Raw genomic sequence first — 19,280 nt, forward strand, 5'->3', positions numbered from 1 at the left:
TGAAGTTGAAATCTTACCTTTGTTCTATAAAAGACAAAAAGGTATTAATATTCTATTAAAACTAAAATGGATAAAAATCAATTAAAAGCAGGACATCCCGTTCACACTTATCTGGTGGAAGAGGAGCTGATCGATACATTACTGGAAGAATTGCTTCAAACAGATCCGAAGGAAGAATTTCAGAAATTTTATAACCTTTTCAACCACTTGTCAACCGTTGAGAGGAGATTTGAGCGAAAAGAAAATCAACTGTTTCCTTTTCTGGAGCAAAAAAGGTGGACCGGACCTTCCAGAAATATGTGGTCTTTCCATGATACGATCCGGGATATTTTCAGGATCATCAGAAAAAATATTGAAGAAAAAGATCTGGATTCCGCAAAACAAAACATAGAATATGCGGGTCAGAACTTAAGAAATCTGATGCAGGTGGAAAAAATGGTTCTCTTCCCGAATGCAATGGAGATCCTTACCGATGAAGAATGGATAAAAATGAGAGAAGGCGAAGATGAAATCGGCTGGATGCTGAGTCAGCCACCCGCAAAATATCCGGAAGAAGAGCAGTATGTACATCCTTCCGAAGATAAAACCATAAGAACCGATGTAAGTTTTGATGAAAATGCATCACACTTTGATGAAGGATATATGACAGTGGAACAGGTGAATCTTTTATTCAGAACATTGCCGCTGGATCTTACCTATGTGGATGAAAACGACAGAGTGATTTTCTATAACCGTGGAGACATTCGTGTTTTCCCGAGAAGTGCAGGAATTATCGGAAGAGAAGTGCGTTTTTGCCATCCTCCGAAAAGTGTGGATACCGTTCTGAAAATATTGGAAGCTTTCAGAAAAGGAGAGCAAAATGAAGCATCGTTCTGGTTCAATTATCGTGACAAGTTAATCTATGTACGATATTTTGCCGTAAGAGACGCACAGAAGAACTATCGAGGGGTTATCGAAATGTCTCAGGATATTTCGGAGATCAAAAAGATCGAGGGAGAAAGAAGACTTTTGGAATGGGAGTGATGATTATCATGAAAAATAAAATACCAAAAACTCTTTTATATAAATTCGAATATATATCTTTGTAATATAAAAATAACAAATGTTTTCTAAAACCTGTGAATACGCCATTCGTGCACTGATCTTCATCGCGCAGAAGTCCAAGGACGGAAGCAGAGTAGGGATCAAAGATATTTCATCAGGAATAGATTCCCCGGAGTATTTCATTGCCAAAATACTACAGGAACTCAGCAGAAAAGGTTTTGTACAATCTGCAAAAGGACCCAACGGTGGTTTTTATATGGATGAAAATAACCTCGAGCAATCTATAGCAGATATTGTAAGAGAGATAGACGGAGACAAACTTTTTTCAGGTTGTGGTTTAGGACTCAGAGAATGCTCGGAAGATCATCCTTGTCCTATCCATAATGATTTCAAACATATCCGTAAAGAAATAAGAGATATGCTGGAAAACTCCAAGATCAGAATGTTTGTCAAGAACTTAGATTTGAAACTGACTTTTTTAAAAAAATAAAATATTTATCAGAATCAATTAAAATCGAGTTTTAAGCAGTGACAAATAAAACACTAAAAGGTATTTATATCTTGTTAAATTGAATAAAATTATTTTAAGCCAAAAACGTAAACCAATCAAAATGAAAAAATCCATCTTCATCACTGCCGTTTTGTCTGCGTTCATCAGTATGAATTCATGCAAACAAAATCCATCCGCTGCCACAGATAAAACAGCGGATGCCGAAAAAATAGCTACAGACGGTTCATCAGAAGAACAAAAACTGGTTGCTCCGCCTTATGTACCTGCTCCTGTAGGAGAGAGAGCTGCCAAAAAAGTCATTGTAAGACTGGAAATTATTGAAAAAGTCGGTGAATTGGCAGATGGAACGCAATATAACTTCTGGACATTCAACGGAACAGTTCCCGGTAGTTTTATCCGCGCAAGAGTAGGAGATGAGATCGAGCTTCACCTTAAAAACAATGAAAACAGCAATTTTCCTCATAACATAGACCTTCATGCCGTGAACGGTCCCGGAGGAGGAGCAGAAGCCACATTTGTAGCACCAGGAACAGAGAAAGTATTCAATTTTAAAGCCTTGAATCCCGGACTGTATGTCTATCATTGTGCAACAGCACCTGTAGGAATGCATATCGCCAACGGAATGTACGGTTTGATCCTTATCGAACCGGAAGGAGGTTTACCGAAAGTAGACAAGGAGTTTTACATCATGCAAGGAGATTTCTACACCAAAGGAAAATTCGGGGATAAAGGATTACAGGAATTTGATATGGACAAAGCCATTGCAGAACATCCTGAATATGTAGTGTTCAACGGACATACAGGTGCTTTGCTAGGTAAAGGGGAACTTCAGGCTAAAGTTGGAGAAACAGTTCGTTTTTATGTAGGAAACGGAGGACCCAACCTTACCTCTTCTTTCCACGTTATCGGTGAGATCTTTGACAAAGTATACATAGAAGGAGGAAGCAAGATCAATGAAGATGTACAAACTACTTTGATTCCACCGGGAGGAGCTACAATCGTAGAATTTAAAGCAACCGTTCCGGGAGAATATGTGATCGTAGACCATGCCATTTTCAGAGCATTCAATAAAGGAGCTTTGGGAAAAATAAAAGTGACGGGTCCTGAAAATCCGGCCATTTATAAGAAAAATTAAATTAAAGTAAATATATAGTTGAAAGGGTGTTATTACTTAGGTCTCATTGGGGATTATAAAAAGGGAAATCATGAAAGGTGTATTAGTAATATTTTTTATAATTGTTATCAGTCAGGTTTCCTGTTCCGGTCACCGCGATGTTTCTGATACGAAGCCCCACGTTCAACACCATCCGAACAAAGTCTCCAGCTCAAAAAAAATGGTAAAAATAGATGGGGGAACGTATAAAGCCTTTATTGGTAAAGATTCAGGGAGAATCGTAAAAGTTAAAACATTTTATCTTGACGAAAGTCCTGTTACCAATGGAGAATATCTCGAATTCCTGAAGAAAAATCCCCAATGGGCCAAAAGTAAGATCCTAAGACTATATGCAGATACAACCTATCTGAAAAACTGGAAGAGCGATTTTGAAATTCCTGAAAACTTAGGTCCGGAAACGCCTGTCACCAATGTTTCCTGGTATGCCGCAAAAGCGTATGCCGAAAGTGTAGGGAAAAGACTTCCGACAATAGATGAATGGGAATATGTAGCACTTGCGGACAGAGATTCCAAAGATGCTTCCCAAAAGCCGGAGTTTACAGAATTTATATTGAAATCCTATCAGAAAAAAGATAAAAGCAAACAGCCTGTAAAGCATTCACAACCTAATTATTACGGTGTTTATGATATGTACGGAATGGTGTGGGAATGGACCTATGATTTCAATTCGGTGATGATGAGCGGGGAATCCAGAAAAGATAATACCACCAATGAATCTCTATTCTGTGCAGGCGCGGCAGTTACATCAGCGGATCTCAGAAATTATGCGGCATTTGTCCGGTATGCACTCAGAGGAAGCTTGAAAGCCGATTACTGTCTCAACAACCTTGGATTTAGATGTGCGAAAGATTAATTAAAGTTTAAATAAAATGAAAAGTCTATTATATTTTTTGTTGGCACTGGTTTTATTCTCCTGCAGCAAAAAAAACGAACCTTTGAAACCTGATTCCATATACAATCTGGCTTCTGAATGGGAAAAACAGGACGGAAGTAAAATAACCTTCTCCGACTTCCAGGGAAAAGTAATTGTTACCACCATGATCTTTACCTCATGCAAAACGGCTTGCCCCAGACTGGCTGATGAAATGAGAAACATTTCTAAAATGGTAGGAAAAGTAGACAGTGATGACATCCAATATGTTTTGATCTCTATCGATCCTGAAACAGACACGCCGGAAGTTATGAAAGCCTATATGGAAATCAATAAATTTAAGGATGATGAATGGACTTTCATCCGAAGTACAGAAGCAGAAACAAGGGAATTGGCTAATATCATGGCTGTGAAGTATAAAGAAATTTCACCGATAGAATTTTCTCACTCCAATATCATCAGTGTCTATTCTAAAGAAGGAATACTCGCTTTCCAGAAAGAGGGCTTAGGAAATGATAATGAAGCCCTTGTAAAAGAAATCAAAAAACAATTAGAATTATAATCCGAAAAGTATTTAACAATGAAAAAATTATTATTAGCAGCATTACTGTTATCACTTAGCATCACCGCTTGTTCAGACAAAAAAGAAACAGTAGCAACAGATACAACAAACGCTACAGAATCCAATATAATGCTTGATGAACCTAAACCGGCAGACTCTTCAGAGATTACATCCACAGCTGCAGCAAGCGGTCCTGAAGCTGAAATTGCAGAAGGAAAATCATTGGTGGAAGGTACAGACTGCCTTGGTTGTCATAAGCTAGACTCAAAGTTAGTAGGTCCTGCTTATCAGGAAGTGGCTGCTAAATATACAGAAGCAGATATTGATCAGCTTGCACAGAAAATCATTGACGGAGGTAAAGGCGTTTGGGGAGATATTCCTATGACACCACATGCCGGAATGAGTAAAGAAAATGCACAGAAAATGGTAAAATATATTCTTTCATTAAAAAAATCATAAGAATATAAATCCTTAAAAAAAACAAAAAATTTTAAAACAATAAAAGATAAAAAAGTATTAAATTATGAATATAAAGACAGATTTTATAGGCGAAATAGTGGCGGAAGATTTTAGAACTGCTGCAATATTCAAAAAGTACGGAATCGATTTCTGCTGCAAAGGAGGCAGAACCATCGAAGAAGCCTGCGAAAACAGAAAGATCGATACAGAACCCATCTACGAAGAAATAGAAAACCTTTCAAAAAGAGATGACAATTCTATTGATTTCAACAGTTGGCCATTAGATTTACTCGCAGATTATGTAGAGAAGACACATCACCGCTACGTGGAAGAGAAAACACCTGTTCTTCAGGCATTTTTAGACAAGCTTTGTAAGGTACATGGTGGAAGTCATCCCGAACTGTTTGAGATCAGAGAGCTGTTTGATGCTTCTGCACAGGATCTGGGAGCACACATGAAGAAAGAAGAACTTATGCTTTTCCCATTCATTAAAAACATGGTTAAAGCACAGATTGACGGAAGTGCAATTCCACAGCCGCCATTCGGAACAGTGGAAAATCCGGTGAACATGATGAAGCATGAACACACCGTAGAAGGGGAAAGACTGAGAAAGATTGCAGAACTTACTGATGAATACACTCCTCCGGCTGATGCCTGCAACACATATAGAGTAACTTTCTCAATGCTTCAGGATTTTGAAAATGATCTTCACAAGCACATTCATCTGGAAAATAACATCCTTTTCCCGAAAGCAATTAAACTGGAAAAAGAATTTCAGTAAAGTACAACATTAAAAATTGAGTATATGACACCTAAAAAATTATGGATCTGGCTCACGGCGGTCATTCTGGGTTCCTTTGCGGTACTTATTTTCTATGGCGTGGAGATCTACAGAAAGATTCCGCCGGTTCCCGACAAAATTGTAACTACAGATGGTACCATTATAGCAACCGGACAGGACATCAAAGACGGACAAAATGTTTGGCAATCTATCGGGGGACAGACCGTTGGAAGTATATGGGGACACGGAGCATACATCGCGCCTGACTGGAGTGCCGACTATCTTCACCGCGAATCACTTCTTCTTCTGGAAGAACTGGCTAAAAAAGATGGAAAAGTTTATAAAGATTTATCCGACGATGAACAGGCGAAATACAAGGTTCTTCTGAAAAAAGAAATCCGCAAAAATACGTTGGACGAAGCCACAAACACCATTGTGATCAGTCCGGAACGTGCTAAAGTACAGGCAGAACTGGCTAAGTATTATGCAAAAATATTCATGGATGATCCGGAAATGGCAAAGCTGAGAGATCAATACGCTATTCCGAAAAATACAGTTAAGACTCCCGAAAGAATGGCAAAAATGAATGCCTTCTTCTCATGGGCAGCGTGGGTTTGTATCACAGATCGTCCCGGCGATGAGGTTTCATATACCAATAACTGGCCTCATGATGAGATGATCGGTAATATTCCGCCGCCTTCATTGCACTTATGGTCAGGTTTCAGTGTCCTGATGCTGTTGGGTTGTGTAGGTTTACTCGTATTTTATCATGCCCGTCATAAAGAAGAAGAACTCAGCGAGAAACTTCCGTTGGAAGATCCTTTAAGAAATATGAAGCCAACTCCTTCCATGAGGGCTACGTTAAAATATATCTGGGTTGTTGCTCTTCTGATCCTGGTTCAGATGCTTGCAGGGGTAGTTACCGCACATTACGGGGTAGAAGGAAGTGCTTTCTATGGATTTCCGCTGGATGAGATCCTGCCACAATCCATTTCCCGAAGCTGGCATGTTCAGCTGGCTATTTTCTGGATTGCAACCTCATGGTTGGCAACAGGATTATATATTGCACCTGCCGTTTCAGGATACGAACCAAAATATCAGGTACTTGGGGTGAATGTTTTATTCGGGGCATTGCTGATCGTGGTTTTAGGTTCATTGGCAGGACAATGGTTCGGAGTAATGCAGAAATTAGGGTATGTTGATAATTTCCTTTGGGGACATTCCGGATACGAATATGTAGAATTGGGTAGAGTATGGCAGATTTTACTATTGGTTGGGCTTATTTTGTGGTTGGTATTGATGATCAGAGCCTTATTACCTGCCTTGAAGAAAAAAGATGCCAACAGACATTTACTACTTTTATTCACGCTTTCTGCAGTAGCGATCGCATTGTTCTATGGAGCAGGATTAATGTACGGAAGACAAACACACATGGCAATTGCCGAATATTGGAGATGGTGGGTCGTACACCTTTGGGTAGAAGGTTTCTTTGAAGTATTTGCAACCGTTGTAGCAGCATTCTTATTTACAAGATTGGGATTATTAGGATTAAAATCCGCTACCAATGCCGTATTGTTCTCTACCATTATTTTCCTTGCAGGGGGTATCTTAGGAACATTCCACCACTTGTATTTCAGTGCTACACCTACCGCAGTATTGGCTTTAGGAGCTACATTCAGTGCATTGGAAATTGTTCCGTTGGTATTGATTGGGTTTGAAGCATGGCAGAATTATAAGATCAGTAAATCCACAAAATGGATCAGAGCTTACAAATGGCCGATCTACTGCTTCATTGCTATGTGTTTCTGGAATTTCTTAGGAGCAGGGATCTTTGGATTTGCGATTAATCCGCCGATTGCGCTATACTATATTCAGGGCTTGAATACAACAGCTGTACATGGTCATGCTGCATTATTCGGAGTGTACGGAATTTTAGGAATCGGATTGATGATGTTTGTATTGCGTGGATTGTATCCGGACAGGCACTGGAATGATAAACTCATTGGATGGGCATTCTGGCTTACCAACATCGGCTTATTGGTCATGGTTACCATCAGTTTACTTCCTATTGGCATCATGCAGTCTGTTGCATCTATTAAAGAAGGATATTGGTATGCCCGTTCCGCAGAATTCATGCAAACCGATATGATGCATACCTTACGCTGGCTGCGCGTTCCCGGGGATGTGTTGCTTGCTGTGGGAGAACTGTTGATCGTCATTTTCATTATCGGACTTAAAACAGGATGGTCATTAAAAGAAAAGAGATAATATAATCAACTTGAGCTGCTGCTGAAAGGCGGCAGTTCTTTTTAAAATTTGAAGATATGAAAAGGAATGAAAATTTAGTACCACTATCAAGAGATCATCATTTCGGATTGTTGTGCAGCTGGAAGATCCGTGAAGGGGTAAGAAAGAATATTATTTACGACAGGATCAAAAAATATATCAACTATTTTTGGCAGGAAAGCCTGAGCAAACATTTTGAAATAGAGGATACCGTATTGCCGGAACCGGAAAATGAAAGCCTTCAGTTTCAGATGCAGAAAGAACATTCTGAAATAAGAAAGCTGATTAATACTGTGAATCAATCTCAGAATCCCAGACTTTTAGAAGATTTTGCAGATGCTTTGAGCGGGCATATACGTTTTGAAGAACGAATGTATTTTCCACATCTGGAAAACCATTTATCAGATGATGAAATGACGGAAATAGGAAACAAACTGAGCCTTATCCATCAGAAAGAGCAGGACAACTATCCGGATCAGTTCTGGAAATGATTTTTATCATTAATTTTAAACAGTATGACAACTTATAAACAGGCAGGAATAGGCGAGTACCTCTATTTGGCAATGGGGATCTGCAACGGCCATAAAGTGGTGATGGGAGTAGGGTATACCTACGAATATGCTGATAAAAAGGCAAAAGAGTTTGAATTGGCAAGCAAACGATTGGTAAAATATGTTGACATTTCTCTGATAAAAACAGGAGAAAAAGAAAAATGCAGGACCCTGAAAAAACTGGATTAATCTTCATTTTTCACGAAATGTTATTTGAATAATTCAACTTATACCCTTATCTTTGAAAAGAGATAAGAAAGTCTTATTATAAATATTTCTTTTCGTGCTACTTATGGACAGATTGATTCGATTCGGACATTTATTTTTTACCATTTTCACTTTGTTACTTTTTTTTGGCTGTAAAAAAGAATCTGGCCATCAGAAAAATAGCGCACAAAATTCATTTGTTTTTGTTGCAGCAGCGGCTAACCTCAGAGATGTTCTGGAAGAATTAAAAAAACTTTATATAACGGAAAATCCCGGTAAAAAAATAGAACTTACCTTCGGATCTTCAGGATTATTGACTCAGCAGATCGTCAATGGAGCACCCTTTAATCTCTTTCTCTCCGCAGATTCCTCTTTCATAGAGAAAATTAAAAACGAAAACAGGAATTTCGGTAAAGCCGAAATATATGCATTAGGAAAAGTAGCGATGTGGAGCTCGGCATTTGATCTTTCAGAAGGTTTGCAAACATCATTGAACCCCGAAATAAAAAAAATCGCAATTGCTGATCCTGAATTGGCTCCATATGGGAAAAATACCGTTCAGGCTTTGAAAAATACAGGAATCTATCCAAAGATCGAACACAAAATAGTCTGGGCGGAAAACATTGGTCAGGCTGCACAATTTGCCGCTACAGGGAATGCTGATCTCGCTTTTATAGCCCTTTCTACAGCTATGAGCAAAGAAATGAAAGCTAAAGGGAATTATTATCTCTTGTCGGAGAACGAAGCAGCTTCAATCCCACAAAGCGGCATCCTGCTGAAAGGAAAAAAACAGACAGAAGCCAAGCAGTTCTTTGATTTTATAAGAAGCCGAAAAACAGCACAGATCTGGCAAAAATACGGATACCAAACTGAAATACGACACTAAATGCTAGATCAGGAATTTATCTACACATTATTCCTAACAGGAAAATTAGCATTGGTGACCACTTTGATACTGATCATCATAGGCATTCCTGTGGCATATTGGCTCACCTATTCCCGTTTCAAGCTGAAATTTGTTCTGGAAACTCTTATTTGTATGCCAATGGTACTGCCTCCTACCGTAATGGGATATTATCTTTTGGTGGCTTTCAGTCCGGAAAATGCGTTCGGGAAATATCTTCAGGAATGTTTCGATGTCCGGTTGGCTTTTTCGTTCAATGGAATTGTTGTGTCGAGTATTATTGCTAACCTTCCGTTTATGATCCAGCCTTTACAGAATGGATTTTCAGCGTTGCCTGATGAACTTAGACAAGCTTCCTACACGATGGGAAAATCAAAATTGGTTACCCTTTTCCGCGTGCTTATCCCCAATATAAAGACTTCCGTTATTACAGCTATTGCGCTCACTTTTGCGCATTGTATAGGGGAATTCGGGATTGTGATCATGGTGGGAGGAAGTATTCCGAAGGAAACAAGAATTGCCTCAGTGGCTATTTACGATCAGGTTCAGGCACTTAATTTTGAAGCAGCCAATAAGTATGCATTTGTCCTTTTCATACTGTCTTTTTTAATCTTGCTTCTGATTTACAGTATTAACCGCAAAATTAACTTTACAACTTTCCGATGATTGAGATCCACCTAAAACATCAGATTTTTACCTCTTCGGGAAGTAAAATGTTAGAGGTTAATGAACAGCTGGAAACAGGTGGGATTATACACGTTTCCGGAGATTCGGGGATTGGAAAGACTGTGTTTTTTAAGATCATGGCAGGATTGCTTACTCCGAATTTTGGGGTGATTAACATCAACAACGAAACGGTATTGGATACTGAAAACCGGATTTTTCTTCCTCCGCAAAAACGTAATACAGCATTGATGTTTCAGAATTATGCTTTGTTTCCGAATATGACGGTAAGACAGAATATTACTTTTGCACAGAAGGAAAAAAACACTGAAAAAATCGATCGTTTACTGGAAAAATTTAACCTTAAAAACTTTGAAAATGTTTTCCCATCAAAACTTTCAGGAGGGCAACAGCAGAGGATTGCATTGGCAAGAGCTTTGGTTCAGGATGCTGAGATCATTCTCCTTGATGAACCGCTTTCCGCAGTGGATCCTTTAATGAGAAAAATAATGATGACGGAGATCGTTGAACATCAAAATAATGGAGCGACGGTTTTTATGACCAATCATAGCGAAGAGGAACTCAGTGCTTTTCCGTGTAGAAAATTGATGATTAAATGAAAATAATGTAGTAATGAAAAACTTTAATTTCTGGCTGAAGCTTTGCCTGTTCAATTTCTTCATAGTATCGGTGGTCGGTGTTATGATGAGGTATAATCTCGCATTTTCACTTCCGGGATTTTCTCATAAATTCATGCAGGAATCGCATTCTCATTTTGCATTTTACGGATGGGTTTCGGCAGCGATTTATCTTTTTGTTACGAAATACCTGACTGAAAGTGATGCTGGAATTGCCGTTTCAAAGTATCAGTTTTTGCAGATTTTTAATCAGATCGGTTCATACGGAATGCTGATTACTTTTCTTTATGGAGGGTATTTCTGGCTTTCCATCGTGTTTTCTTCAGTAGCTTTATTTACCGGTTTTGCTTATTATCTATTTTTACTGATTGATCTTAGGAAAAATAAGAATCCTGAAACCATTTGGCTGAAGTCAGGAGCATTCTTTGCTACATTGTCGGCGATCGGAATTTTCGGGTTGGGATATTTTTCGGCAAGGAAAGACGAGTTCGATGTGCTGTTCAGAGCTTCTACCTATTTTTATCTTCATTTTCAGTATAACGGATTTTTCCTGTTTTCCTCCATAGGTTTGTTTTTGATCTCCCTGAAAAAATACGGCGTTCAAATTCAGGAAAAACTGAATAAAACCATTTTCCGCTTATTGGCTGTTGGATGTTTTTTCGGATATGGACTTTCCATTTTATGGATAGATATGCCGGAGCTCCTTCACATCTTTTTCGGTGTGATTTCTATCCTTCAGATTATAGGAGCAATTAAACTTTGGAGATGGTTCGAGCAAACCAAACTATTCAAAAAACAGCATGTCATACAAAAATGGCTTCTTGTGGTTGTAGGCTTTGCATTTTTAGGAAAATTCATTCTTCAGATCTTATCGGCAATTCCTGAACTGGGAATTTACGCTTTCAGCAATATCAATATCGTGATCGGGTATTTGCACTTAGTTTTACTGATGGGAGTGAGTCTTTTCCTGATCTGGAAAATGCTGCATCTGGAAAATATCAAGATCAACAAATTCCTTCAGACCAGTATTGTGATCATGATCTTCGGGATCATATGTAATGAGGTTATTTTGGGACTTTCGGGATTCTTTTCCATCGTTTACATTCCATTTTTAAGTGCAAAATACTGGCTGCTTTTTGCTTCGGTGGTCATTATGATCTCGATCGGGATGTTTATCAGAGCTTTAAGAATAAAGAATTACATCAATAAAGAATTTAAAAATATCAATCTAAACCAATTTAATAAATAATGAACAAAAAACCAGTACACAATTTTCATATTCCTGTAATGGGACTGGCTTATACCATAGACAGTCCGATCCGTGTTGCCCCAGTTTGGAATTTCTTCCGTAGTGTCTATTATCGATGATGAGATCGTGGAAAGAATGAGAGATTTTTACAGTAAGAAATTCAATTTTGATATTCTGCCATTTCCATAAAATCGGAAGATCACAGAGCGAGAAGAATCACGGCATATCTGGATATGATGGATGATATTGTTACGAAAAAATGTAAAGATTTTAAAGAAGAAATTACCAAAAACACAGAAAGCTTAAAACAGTTTATCGGAATGTTGCCGAGTACTTCCGATTTCAAAAAAGGATTACAGAACATTCTCGATAAGAAAAACGATCTCGCAGCAGACATTAAAAAATTCATTGATGAAAACCTTTTTCCGGGCGAAATTGATGTCAACATCATGACCAAAGTAGATAAGGACAACTTCGTGAAGGATGTACAGCTTCCTACGATTTATAATGATGCCCATGCTTCTCTGCGTGGTTTTGCGAAGAGTAAACTGTCCTCATCTGTAGTGTTTTCAGCAGGGATGAATCCCAGATTATACAGCTATCTGGAGGAATTTGAACACTTTTTTCCTAATGAAAACGGAGAACTGAAAAAGAAGATCATCATCAAGGTAAGTGATTTCCGTTCAGCGATGATCCAGGGAAATTTTCTTGCAAAAAAAGGACTTTGGGTTTCGGAATACAGAATAGAATCCGGTTTGAATTGTGGTGGTCATGCTTTTGCTACGGACGGACTTTTGATGGGTCCAATCATGGAGGAATTCAAACAAAAAAAGAGTGAACTCCAGTCTTCGGCATATTCTTTATGGAGCGAAGCATTGAAACAAAAGGGTAAAACGGCTCCTTCCGAGCCTTTAGACATTAAAATTTCTGTACAAGGCGGTGTAGGAACTTCTGAAGAACACGAATTTCTTCTCTCAAATTATAATGCAGACAGTGTAGGATGGGGTTCTCCGTTTTTGTTGGTTCCGGAAGCTACTTCTCTCGATCAGGAAACAAGAGATCTTCTGGTGAAAGGAAAAGAAGAAGACTTCTATCTGAGCAACATATCACCATTGGGAGTTCCGTTCAATACAATCAAAGGAACAAGCAATGAGATCATCAAGGGAAAAAATATAGCAAAAAGTAAGTTCGGGAGTTCATGTCCTAAAAAACTTTTGGCTTTAAGCAAAGAATTTGATCCGAAAGGAACCTGTACCGCTTCAAAAAAATATCAGGATATCAAAATGGATGAGCTGGAAAATAACAGAGCAAATCTTACAGATAAACAATACGAAAAAAGCAGAAAAAATATCACCGATAAATCCTGCCTTTGTGTAGGTCTTGTCAATTCCGCTTATCTGGAACACGGATTGCCGATAAAAGGTGAGAAACAAGGAGTTGTTATTTGCCCAGGACCTAATCTTAGCTTTTTCGACAGAGAACTTTCACTTTCGGAAATGGTTCGCCATATTTACGGATACGGAAATGTTTTGCCGGATGAACGCCGTCCAAATGTCTTTATCAACGAATTGAAACTGTATGTGGATCATCTTAAAAACGAAATAGCCGATTTTTCTGAAGAGATCACCAAATCTCAGGTGAAAAAATGGGAGAGCTTCAAAGCTAATTTACTGAAAGGAATTGCTTATTATGAAGATCTTTTTGCCCATACAAACTATTTCAGATCAAAAGTAGACCGTATTTTTTCTGAACTGAAATCATACAGATCAAAAATTGATCAGATCCAGATTCCGCAGTTATAAGCTGTAGAATTTAAAATACTCCTGGCTCATTCATCAGCTTCATTACACTTCCAAGATCTTTCAGATCTTTGATCTTATATTGGAACATGATCATCACTTTTTCCTTTACAGCAACAGCAAGGTGATGAATGGGACAGGGATTTTCCCCATTACATAAGGATAACCCTAAAAGACATGAGGTAAGAACTTCCTTACCTTCAAAATTTTCATAGATGTCTTTGATTGTCAGATTCTCAAATTGTTCATCATCGAGATAAAAACCACCACCTTTTCCTTTTCCTGAAGAAATCAGTTTTTTTCTGGTCATATGCTGTAAAATTTTGGAAGTGAAAGGGGTAGGGGTGCCTATTTTTTCCGAAATATCTGCGATCCCAATCTTCCGCCTTTCAATGGCAAGTATAATACATGCTTTTATTGCATACTGACATGTATTCGAAAATATCAACATTTATTCTTATTAATGATTAAACTACTAACTTGGTTGTAAAAATACAAAAACCTCGCCGAAACCATAGATTTTAGGAGATTCATATTTGGTATAAAGTTGAAGTGAAGCTTAAAAAAATGAAAGCCACTAAAATTCTAATGACTTTCATCGATCAAGACAAATTATTTCAGTTTGAAATTAGGCGCAATTTTCAGAGCAAGCCACGTCCACGTTTGCAGATCTTTTGGTTCTGAAACATTTTTAAGGACTTTCATACTGTCACTTGCAAACATAAAGGAATGACCTAGGTTTACCGTGATCACTTTCCAGAATTTTTGGATGAGAACCAGATCCAGTTCGCTTCCTAAATAAGATGAATATTTTTTTTCCAGATTATTCTCACCCAGTTTTCCGTTTGTAGTGAAAATGTGCAGGTTACCCGTAATTATGGAGTTAGAATTAAACTTAAAAGTAGATTTAAGATAATAATCATTCAACCCGAAACCGTTAAAATGGCTTGTTCCAAAATAAAAATAATCCATAAACCCATTATGCAGGTGATTGGTTCCATACAAAGGGCTGAACGATCTGTTTTCTCCGGAATAAGTATCATAACTCCTACCGGAAAGCCATTCCGTCCCGGCAACAATATTAATCTTTGGATGAATCAGAAAATCTGAATTGATTGAAAACTGATAAGCAGACTTGGTCTGAGCGCTTGTGTTTTTACCCGTTTGATAATATGCTGAACCGAAAAAACCGATGTTTTCGAAATATTTTTTCGCATTGATTCCCATTGTCAACATATCATAATGGGTACCTGATGGATTTTGCAAAATATTATTCAGAGCGATGGCTGAGAATAGGAATTTGTTGTTTCCGGTAAATTGATAATGCAAAACCTGAAGTGATTTTGTGATTTCTCCACCCTCCGAAATGCTGTAAATCTCTTTTTCGGACAAATCATTGGTATCATTATCATCATTGTTGTAGGTGATTGCAGCTTCGATTTTAGAATTCGGACTTAGGGTATAAATACCTTTCAAAGTTTCAAAACTTCGTCCCTGCATCATCCAATCCAATGTCCCAAGTAAACGTTCGTTGTCGTAGGAAAGAATCTGTTTCCCTAGTTTCAAAGAAAATTGGCCTGAAAACTGATATTTTGCCCAGGCTTCATGAATGGTGAAGTTCTGATTTTTTCCTGTATTGGAAGCTGTTTCTCCCCATGTTCTTACATCCTGTGCACTGAGGTAAACTTCCAGGTTTTTATAATAATAATCTATTCCGACTCGAGCACGGGAAAGAACAGTTGTCTCTGCAGATTTCCCTTTTGGAATGAGGGTTCTTGCTCCATTATCCAGTTCTGCTCGTGTTCGCAGATCAATGTTCATTTTCAGACTATCCATTTGTGCATTGGCCAATCCGAAAGCGAGGCTTAAAATGCCTAAAGTAATTTTGTTCTTAAACATTTCATTAAGGTTCAGCGGTTATTTTATAAGTTTGATGACAAGCAACACAGTTGTTGAGAAGTTCATTCATTTTCACCTGAATTTCCTGTCTGTCGTATTTTTGCTTGGCCATTTTTGACATTACATCAAAAAGTTCATGGGTATGAAAGCCCATTTGTTTGAACTCATAGGGTAAAGATCTTACCAATCCCTGAGGAATGGTATTTATCTTACAGGCTCCGGATTGCTGACCAACACCGGCGACCATATTGGGATCGTTTTTAGCAATTCCGTCATTGATCTTTTGTACACTTTCCAAGAAACCCCGCATTTCTGCCATCACATATTCACGGTTTTCTTTGGTCATTTTTATCTCGGATCTGCTGTCTTTTTTAATGATCACTTTTTCGCCCTGATAAAAGAATTTATAGACCAGAACAACATTCAGAATGATGGATATCATCATCATCATCATCATCAGTAACATGAGGTTTTTTTTCATTTTTTTTAAGTTTTTATTATTAACAAGGTCTTTCACATCCAGATTTGGTATAAAAATGCCAGTTGACAGCTGTAGCCATTACGCAACCCACTACCAAAAACCAGAAAAAGAGCCTTGAATCACCTGTCATCATTCTGGATTGTGTGATCAAAACATTGAACACAAAAGGTCCGAAAGCGGCCACTGCTGCAGTCCAGCCTATAACTCCGGCTGCTTTTCTCGGAGAATCTGAGAAAATGACTGGGAATTGCTTGAACGTTGCTGCATTTCCAATTCCTGTGAAGAAAAAGATGGCTAAAACGATAAATAGGAAATCCTCGAACTGATCGGGAGAAGTAGGTGTTAAATATCCTCCGAGAATCAATCTGCAAATCAGGATGATCAATGCTATTCCGGTAACCTGTGTAAGTAATGCACCTCCGATCTTATCAGCAACTTTTCCAAAGATCACTCTGGATGCTGAACCAATAAGCGGTCCGTAAAATGCAAACTGTAGCGGATCAAGGTTTTTGTCTAAAGGAACATACAGGTTTTTGATCATCATAGGGAAGGATGCCGAAAATCCTGCAAAAATCCCGAAGGTCATGATATAGGTCATTGTACAGTACAGGGTATGTTTATCCTTGAAGATGTCCAATTGCTCTTTGAAAGATGCCTTTACCGGAATACTTTTTAATGAGAACCATGCCCAGATTCCAATGATAAATAGTGGAATAACATAGATGAACGCAATATTTTCCAAGTAGATGGTTTTACCTGTTTCCACAATGATCTCGCCACCTCCCATGAATGAAAAGATACTTAAACTGATCACAAGTGGTGAAAGCAACTGTACCAGGCTTACTCCAAAATTACCGATTCCAGCCTGAATACCGAGTGCGGTTCCGGCTTCTTTTTTCGGGAAAAATAAGGATGTTGAAGGCATAAAAGATGAAAAGTCTCCACCACCGATTCCCAACAAGAATCCAATCACCATAAAATAAGTAAAGGATGTCTCAGGATTCATAACGGCAAATCCAAGCATGACCACAGGAATGATCTTGATGAGTGAACTGACAGAAACTACCTTTCTGGTACCATAGATAGGAATTAGAAATGTATTGACAATTCTTAGAAGCCCTCCCGCTAATCCGGGCATTGCTCCCATCCAGAATAGCTGGTCATCTGTGAACTGAAAGCCAATGTGAGGAAGTTTGATAACGATGACGCTGTATAAAAACCAGGTCGCGAAAGATAAGGTGAGAGCCGCAGTTGTAATGGTCAATGTTTTCCATGCTGTTTTTTTGCCGCTGCGTTTCCAGAATTCTTCGTTGGAAGAGTCATAGTTGGTGAGCCAATGTGAATCATTCATCTTTTTAGTTGTTTATTTTTGGGTTTAATGTTAATCTTTGTTGCAATTGACATGTTCAATTCTATCCTTAATGTGTGGTGCTTCTTTATGTGTCATTTTTTTGATTATTGTATTCATCCAGAAAAGAGATATGGCTGAAACCAGGAACACGAAAATCCATGAGCTGGTCCATAATCCTGAAAAATCTAGGAGATAACCAAATAAGATAGGTCCAATGAAGCCTCCTAAACCACCGATAAGCCCTACCATTCCACCAACAACACCCACTTCATTCGGAAAGTATTCAGGGATATGTTTGTAGACGGCCGCTTTACCGATTCCCCACATAATGCCAATAAGAATGACAAGAATGGAGAAAACCCATATATGTGCTTCAAATTTGATGAGGGTAACGCCCTGTGCTAAAAGTTGTTTTTTCTGTACTTTTTCATTGTGTTTTACCAAAACTTCCTGCCATGAAAATGATTTGGGTAATACAGAGGTTTGCTGAGGTATTTCAGGTTTTGAACTGATGCTGAATTCTCCGTTATCAAGAATAATCTTATCTTTTTCAATGGATTGAACTGTTCCTGTTTTTTTTGCAGTGATTCCTTTTCCCGGTGTCAAAATCTCCATTTTAGGAAGCATCAATAATCCGCTTAAGACCAGAGAAGAATAGAGTACCCAGTACATGACTTTTCTGGCCCCGAATTTATCTGAGAGATAGCCTCCAAATGCACGGATCACACCGCTCGGTAAACTGAATGCGGAAGTAAGAAGTCCTGCTAAAACCAATGAAGTTTGGTAAACACTTACATAATAAGGCAATAACCATTGTGAGAAAGCAACAAACAGGCCGAATACCAGAAAATAATACAGACCGAATCGCCAAACCCTGATTTTGCTTAAAGGATTAAGAAGCTGTTTTACTGATTTGTTCTGAACTGCTGCTTTTTTATTTTCAACAAAAAACAGGAATATAAATCCGATGATCGTTAACGTAATTCCGTAGATGATGGGAAGCATTCTCCATCCGTTTTCCGGATCATCAGCAGATAGATAATTGAGCAGAGTAGGAGCAAAAAATGTAGTAAGAGCAGCTCCTGCATTTCCCATTCCGAATATTCCCAATGCACGTCCCTGCCATTCTTTCGGGTACCAAGCAGAAGTGAAGGCAATACCTACGGCAAATGCTGTGCCCACCATTCCGAATAGGACACTTAATAACAAATAGATCCAATAAGAATCTGCAAAATATAATAAAAATAAAGGTATGCTGCAAAGTAAAAGTAAAGTTGAGAATACAGGTTTTCCTCCATATTTATCTGTTAAAATCCCTAAGGGAAGTCTCATGATAGAGCCTGAAAGAATAGGGATTCCCAAAAGCCAGCCTGTTTCTACCACAGACCAGTTGAAAATATTGTTGTCAACAAGATAAGTAACTAAAACACCGTTTAAAGTCCAACAGGCAAAACAGATCGTAAATGCCAAAGTATTCAGAAACAGAATTCTGTGGGCGGAAGATAAATTTGCGTTCATTGTTTCGGTTTTTTTTAATAATCTAGTTTACTTGCACAAAGATATTATAAATAAGACATTTTTGTCTTATTATAGATTTTTTTTCTATTTTTGTGTCATAAATCATGTTATTCTATACATAAAGCGATCAATGGAGTATATGATTCGAGGTTGTATTATCATCATTTCAAGTAATTAAAATATTCATTATGAGGAGTATTACGCGGATGGAAATTATCCTATATGTTCAGAAGCAGAAAAAAAGTACACATTTTTACTCAGCCTTATTCCGGCAGATCCCGGCACCTAACGTCCCCAATAGGAAGAATGTTTTATTTGGAGATCACTACAGA

General features: G+C 38.2%; 18 protein-coding genes and 2 pseudogenes. 15 read left to right on the plus strand and 5 right to left on the minus strand.

The window, feature by feature from the left end; genetic code table 11:
- The first annotated feature begins 66 nt into the window (after positions 1-66).
- From AB1278_RS09765 to AB1278_RS09835, 15 genes and pseudogenes are all read left to right on the plus strand, one after another.
- Complete coding sequence (locus tag AB1278_RS09765; RefSeq protein ID WP_120231268.1) at positions 67-1,023, plus strand: DUF438 domain-containing protein; 957 nt, start codon at positions 67-69, stop codon at positions 1,021-1,023.
- A 79-nt stretch (positions 1,024-1,102) separates the two neighbouring features.
- Entirely contained in the window at positions 1,103-1,534 is a 432-nt protein-coding gene (locus AB1278_RS09770; RefSeq protein ID WP_042721877.1) for an RrF2 family transcriptional regulator, read from the plus strand.
- Positions 1,535-1,703: 169 nt separating this feature from the next.
- Positions 1,704-2,678: pseudogene (gene nirK, locus AB1278_RS09775) on the plus strand (copper-containing nitrite reductase); the annotation flags it as partial.
- An 82-nt stretch (positions 2,679-2,760) separates the two neighbouring features.
- Positions 2,761-3,582: a formylglycine-generating enzyme family protein gene (locus tag AB1278_RS09780; RefSeq protein ID WP_123277908.1), complete on the plus strand. Its 822-nt coding sequence runs from the start codon at positions 2,761-2,763 to the stop codon at positions 3,580-3,582.
- 16 nt (positions 3,583-3,598) lie between these two features.
- Positions 3,599-4,162 carry an SCO family protein gene (locus AB1278_RS09785; protein WP_042721880.1) on the plus strand — a complete coding sequence of 188 codons (564 nt, stop codon included), beginning with the start codon at positions 3,599-3,601 and terminating at the stop codon, positions 4,160-4,162.
- Positions 4,163-4,180: 18 nt separating this feature from the next.
- Positions 4,181-4,621, plus strand: a complete 441-nt coding sequence (locus AB1278_RS09790) for a c-type cytochrome (RefSeq protein ID WP_120231266.1) — start codon at positions 4,181-4,183, stop codon at positions 4,619-4,621.
- A 64-nt stretch (positions 4,622-4,685) separates the two neighbouring features.
- The gene (ric, locus tag AB1278_RS09795) at positions 4,686-5,402 is read left to right on the plus strand and encodes an iron-sulfur cluster repair di-iron protein (RefSeq protein ID WP_042721882.1); all 717 of its coding nucleotides are present in this window, start codon (positions 4,686-4,688) and stop codon (positions 5,400-5,402) included.
- 24 nt (positions 5,403-5,426) lie between these two features.
- Entirely contained in the window at positions 5,427-7,670 is a 2,244-nt protein-coding gene (locus AB1278_RS09800) for a nitric-oxide reductase large subunit (protein ID WP_042721883.1), read from the plus strand.
- 56 nt (positions 7,671-7,726) lie between these two features.
- Positions 7,727-8,179 (plus strand): hemerythrin domain-containing protein, encoded by a 453-nt coding sequence (locus tag AB1278_RS09805; protein ID WP_120231265.1) that lies wholly within the window; start codon positions 7,727-7,729, stop codon positions 8,177-8,179.
- Between the two features lie 24 nt (positions 8,180-8,203).
- Positions 8,204-8,428, plus strand: coding sequence for a hypothetical protein (locus AB1278_RS09810; RefSeq protein WP_120231264.1), 225 nt, complete (start codon positions 8,204-8,206; stop codon positions 8,426-8,428).
- A gap of 151 nt (positions 8,429-8,579) precedes the next feature.
- Complete coding sequence (gene modA / locus AB1278_RS09815; protein ID WP_411412966.1) at positions 8,580-9,332, plus strand: molybdate ABC transporter substrate-binding protein; 753 nt, start codon at positions 8,580-8,582, stop codon at positions 9,330-9,332.
- Positions 9,333-10,016: a molybdate ABC transporter permease subunit gene (gene modB / locus AB1278_RS09820; RefSeq protein WP_411412967.1), complete on the plus strand. Its 684-nt coding sequence runs from the start codon at positions 9,333-9,335 to the stop codon at positions 10,014-10,016.
- On the plus strand, positions 10,013-10,633 hold the full coding sequence (locus AB1278_RS09825) for an ATP-binding cassette domain-containing protein (protein WP_042721887.1): 621 nt from the start codon (positions 10,013-10,015) through the stop codon (positions 10,631-10,633). The genes modB and AB1278_RS09825 overlap by 4 nt, the downstream gene beginning before the upstream one ends.
- Before the next feature lie 13 nt (positions 10,634-10,646).
- On the plus strand, positions 10,647-11,900 hold the full coding sequence (locus AB1278_RS09830) for a hypothetical protein (protein ID WP_042721888.1): 1,254 nt from the start codon (positions 10,647-10,649) through the stop codon (positions 11,898-11,900).
- Positions 11,900-13,702, plus strand: a pseudogene (locus tag AB1278_RS09835) (hypothetical protein). Before AB1278_RS09830 ends, AB1278_RS09835 begins: the two are co-directional and overlap by 1 nt.
- Positions 13,703-13,712: 10 nt before the next feature.
- On the opposite strand, the gene AB1278_RS09840 reads toward AB1278_RS09835, so the two are convergent.
- The 5 genes from AB1278_RS09840 to AB1278_RS09860 form a co-directional block, all read right to left on the minus strand.
- A complete protein-coding gene (locus tag AB1278_RS09840; protein WP_050009576.1) occupies positions 13,713-14,150 on the minus strand; it encodes an RrF2 family transcriptional regulator in 438 nt (145 codons plus the stop codon).
- A gap of 161 nt (positions 14,151-14,311) precedes the next feature.
- Positions 14,312-15,598: an alginate export family protein gene (locus AB1278_RS09845; protein ID WP_042721890.1), complete on the minus strand. Its 1,287-nt coding sequence runs from the start codon at positions 15,596-15,598 to the stop codon at positions 14,312-14,314.
- Between the two features lie 4 nt (positions 15,599-15,602).
- Positions 15,603-16,079, minus strand: a complete 477-nt coding sequence (locus AB1278_RS09850) for a hypothetical protein (RefSeq protein WP_148045356.1) — start codon at positions 16,077-16,079, stop codon at positions 15,603-15,605.
- Between the two features lie 19 nt (positions 16,080-16,098).
- On the minus strand, positions 16,099-17,430 hold the full coding sequence (locus AB1278_RS09855) for an MFS transporter (RefSeq protein WP_411412968.1): 1,332 nt from the start codon (positions 17,428-17,430) through the stop codon (positions 16,099-16,101).
- A gap of 30 nt (positions 17,431-17,460) precedes the next feature.
- Complete coding sequence (locus tag AB1278_RS09860; RefSeq protein ID WP_123263097.1) at positions 17,461-18,948, minus strand: MFS transporter; 1,488 nt, start codon at positions 18,946-18,948, stop codon at positions 17,461-17,463.
- Positions 18,949-19,280: the final 332 nt, after the last annotated feature.

Origin of the sequence: Chryseobacterium sp. NRRL B-14798 (assembly GCF_050470705.1) — a bacterium.
Lineage (GTDB): Bacteria > Bacteroidota > Bacteroidia > Flavobacteriales > Weeksellaceae > Chryseobacterium > Chryseobacterium cupriresistens.

Bases quoted from the DNA above. Each gene is read 5' to 3' on its own strand.
- AB1278_RS09825 (WP_042721887.1), top strand. From the start codon at position 10,013: ATGATTGAGATCCACCTAAAACATCAGATTTTTACCTCTTCGGGAAGT.
- ric (WP_042721882.1), top strand. From the start codon at position 4,686: ATGAATATAAAGACAGATTTTATAGGCGAAATAGTGGCGGAAGATTTT.
- AB1278_RS09855 (WP_411412968.1), bottom strand. From the start codon at position 17,430: ATGAATGATTCACATTGGCTCACCAACTATGACTCTTCCAACGAAGAA.
- AB1278_RS09810 (WP_120231264.1), top strand. From the start codon at position 8,204: ATGACAACTTATAAACAGGCAGGAATAGGCGAGTACCTCTATTTGGCA.
- AB1278_RS09790 (WP_120231266.1), top strand. From the start codon at position 4,181: ATGAAAAAATTATTATTAGCAGCATTACTGTTATCACTTAGCATCACC.
- AB1278_RS09785 (WP_042721880.1), top strand. From the start codon at position 3,599: ATGAAAAGTCTATTATATTTTTTGTTGGCACTGGTTTTATTCTCCTGC.
- AB1278_RS09770 (WP_042721877.1), top strand. From the start codon at position 1,103: ATGTTTTCTAAAACCTGTGAATACGCCATTCGTGCACTGATCTTCATC.
- AB1278_RS09830 (WP_042721888.1), top strand. From the start codon at position 10,647: ATGAAAAACTTTAATTTCTGGCTGAAGCTTTGCCTGTTCAATTTCTTC.
- modB (WP_411412967.1), top strand. From the start codon at position 9,333: ATGCTAGATCAGGAATTTATCTACACATTATTCCTAACAGGAAAATTA.
- AB1278_RS09765 (WP_120231268.1), top strand. From the start codon at position 67: ATGGATAAAAATCAATTAAAAGCAGGACATCCCGTTCACACTTATCTG.
- AB1278_RS09805 (WP_120231265.1), top strand. From the start codon at position 7,727: ATGAAAAGGAATGAAAATTTAGTACCACTATCAAGAGATCATCATTTC.
- AB1278_RS09850 (WP_148045356.1), bottom strand. From the start codon at position 16,079: ATGAAAAAAAACCTCATGTTACTGATGATGATGATGATGATGATATCC.
- AB1278_RS09860 (WP_123263097.1), bottom strand. From the start codon at position 18,948: ATGAACGCAAATTTATCTTCCGCCCACAGAATTCTGTTTCTGAATACT.
- AB1278_RS09780 (WP_123277908.1), top strand. From the start codon at position 2,761: ATGAAAGGTGTATTAGTAATATTTTTTATAATTGTTATCAGTCAGGTT.
- AB1278_RS09800 (WP_042721883.1), top strand. From the start codon at position 5,427: ATGACACCTAAAAAATTATGGATCTGGCTCACGGCGGTCATTCTGGGT.
- AB1278_RS09840 (WP_050009576.1), bottom strand. From the start codon at position 14,150: ATGTTGATATTTTCGAATACATGTCAGTATGCAATAAAAGCATGTATT.
- AB1278_RS09845 (WP_042721890.1), bottom strand. From the start codon at position 15,598: ATGTTTAAGAACAAAATTACTTTAGGCATTTTAAGCCTCGCTTTCGGA.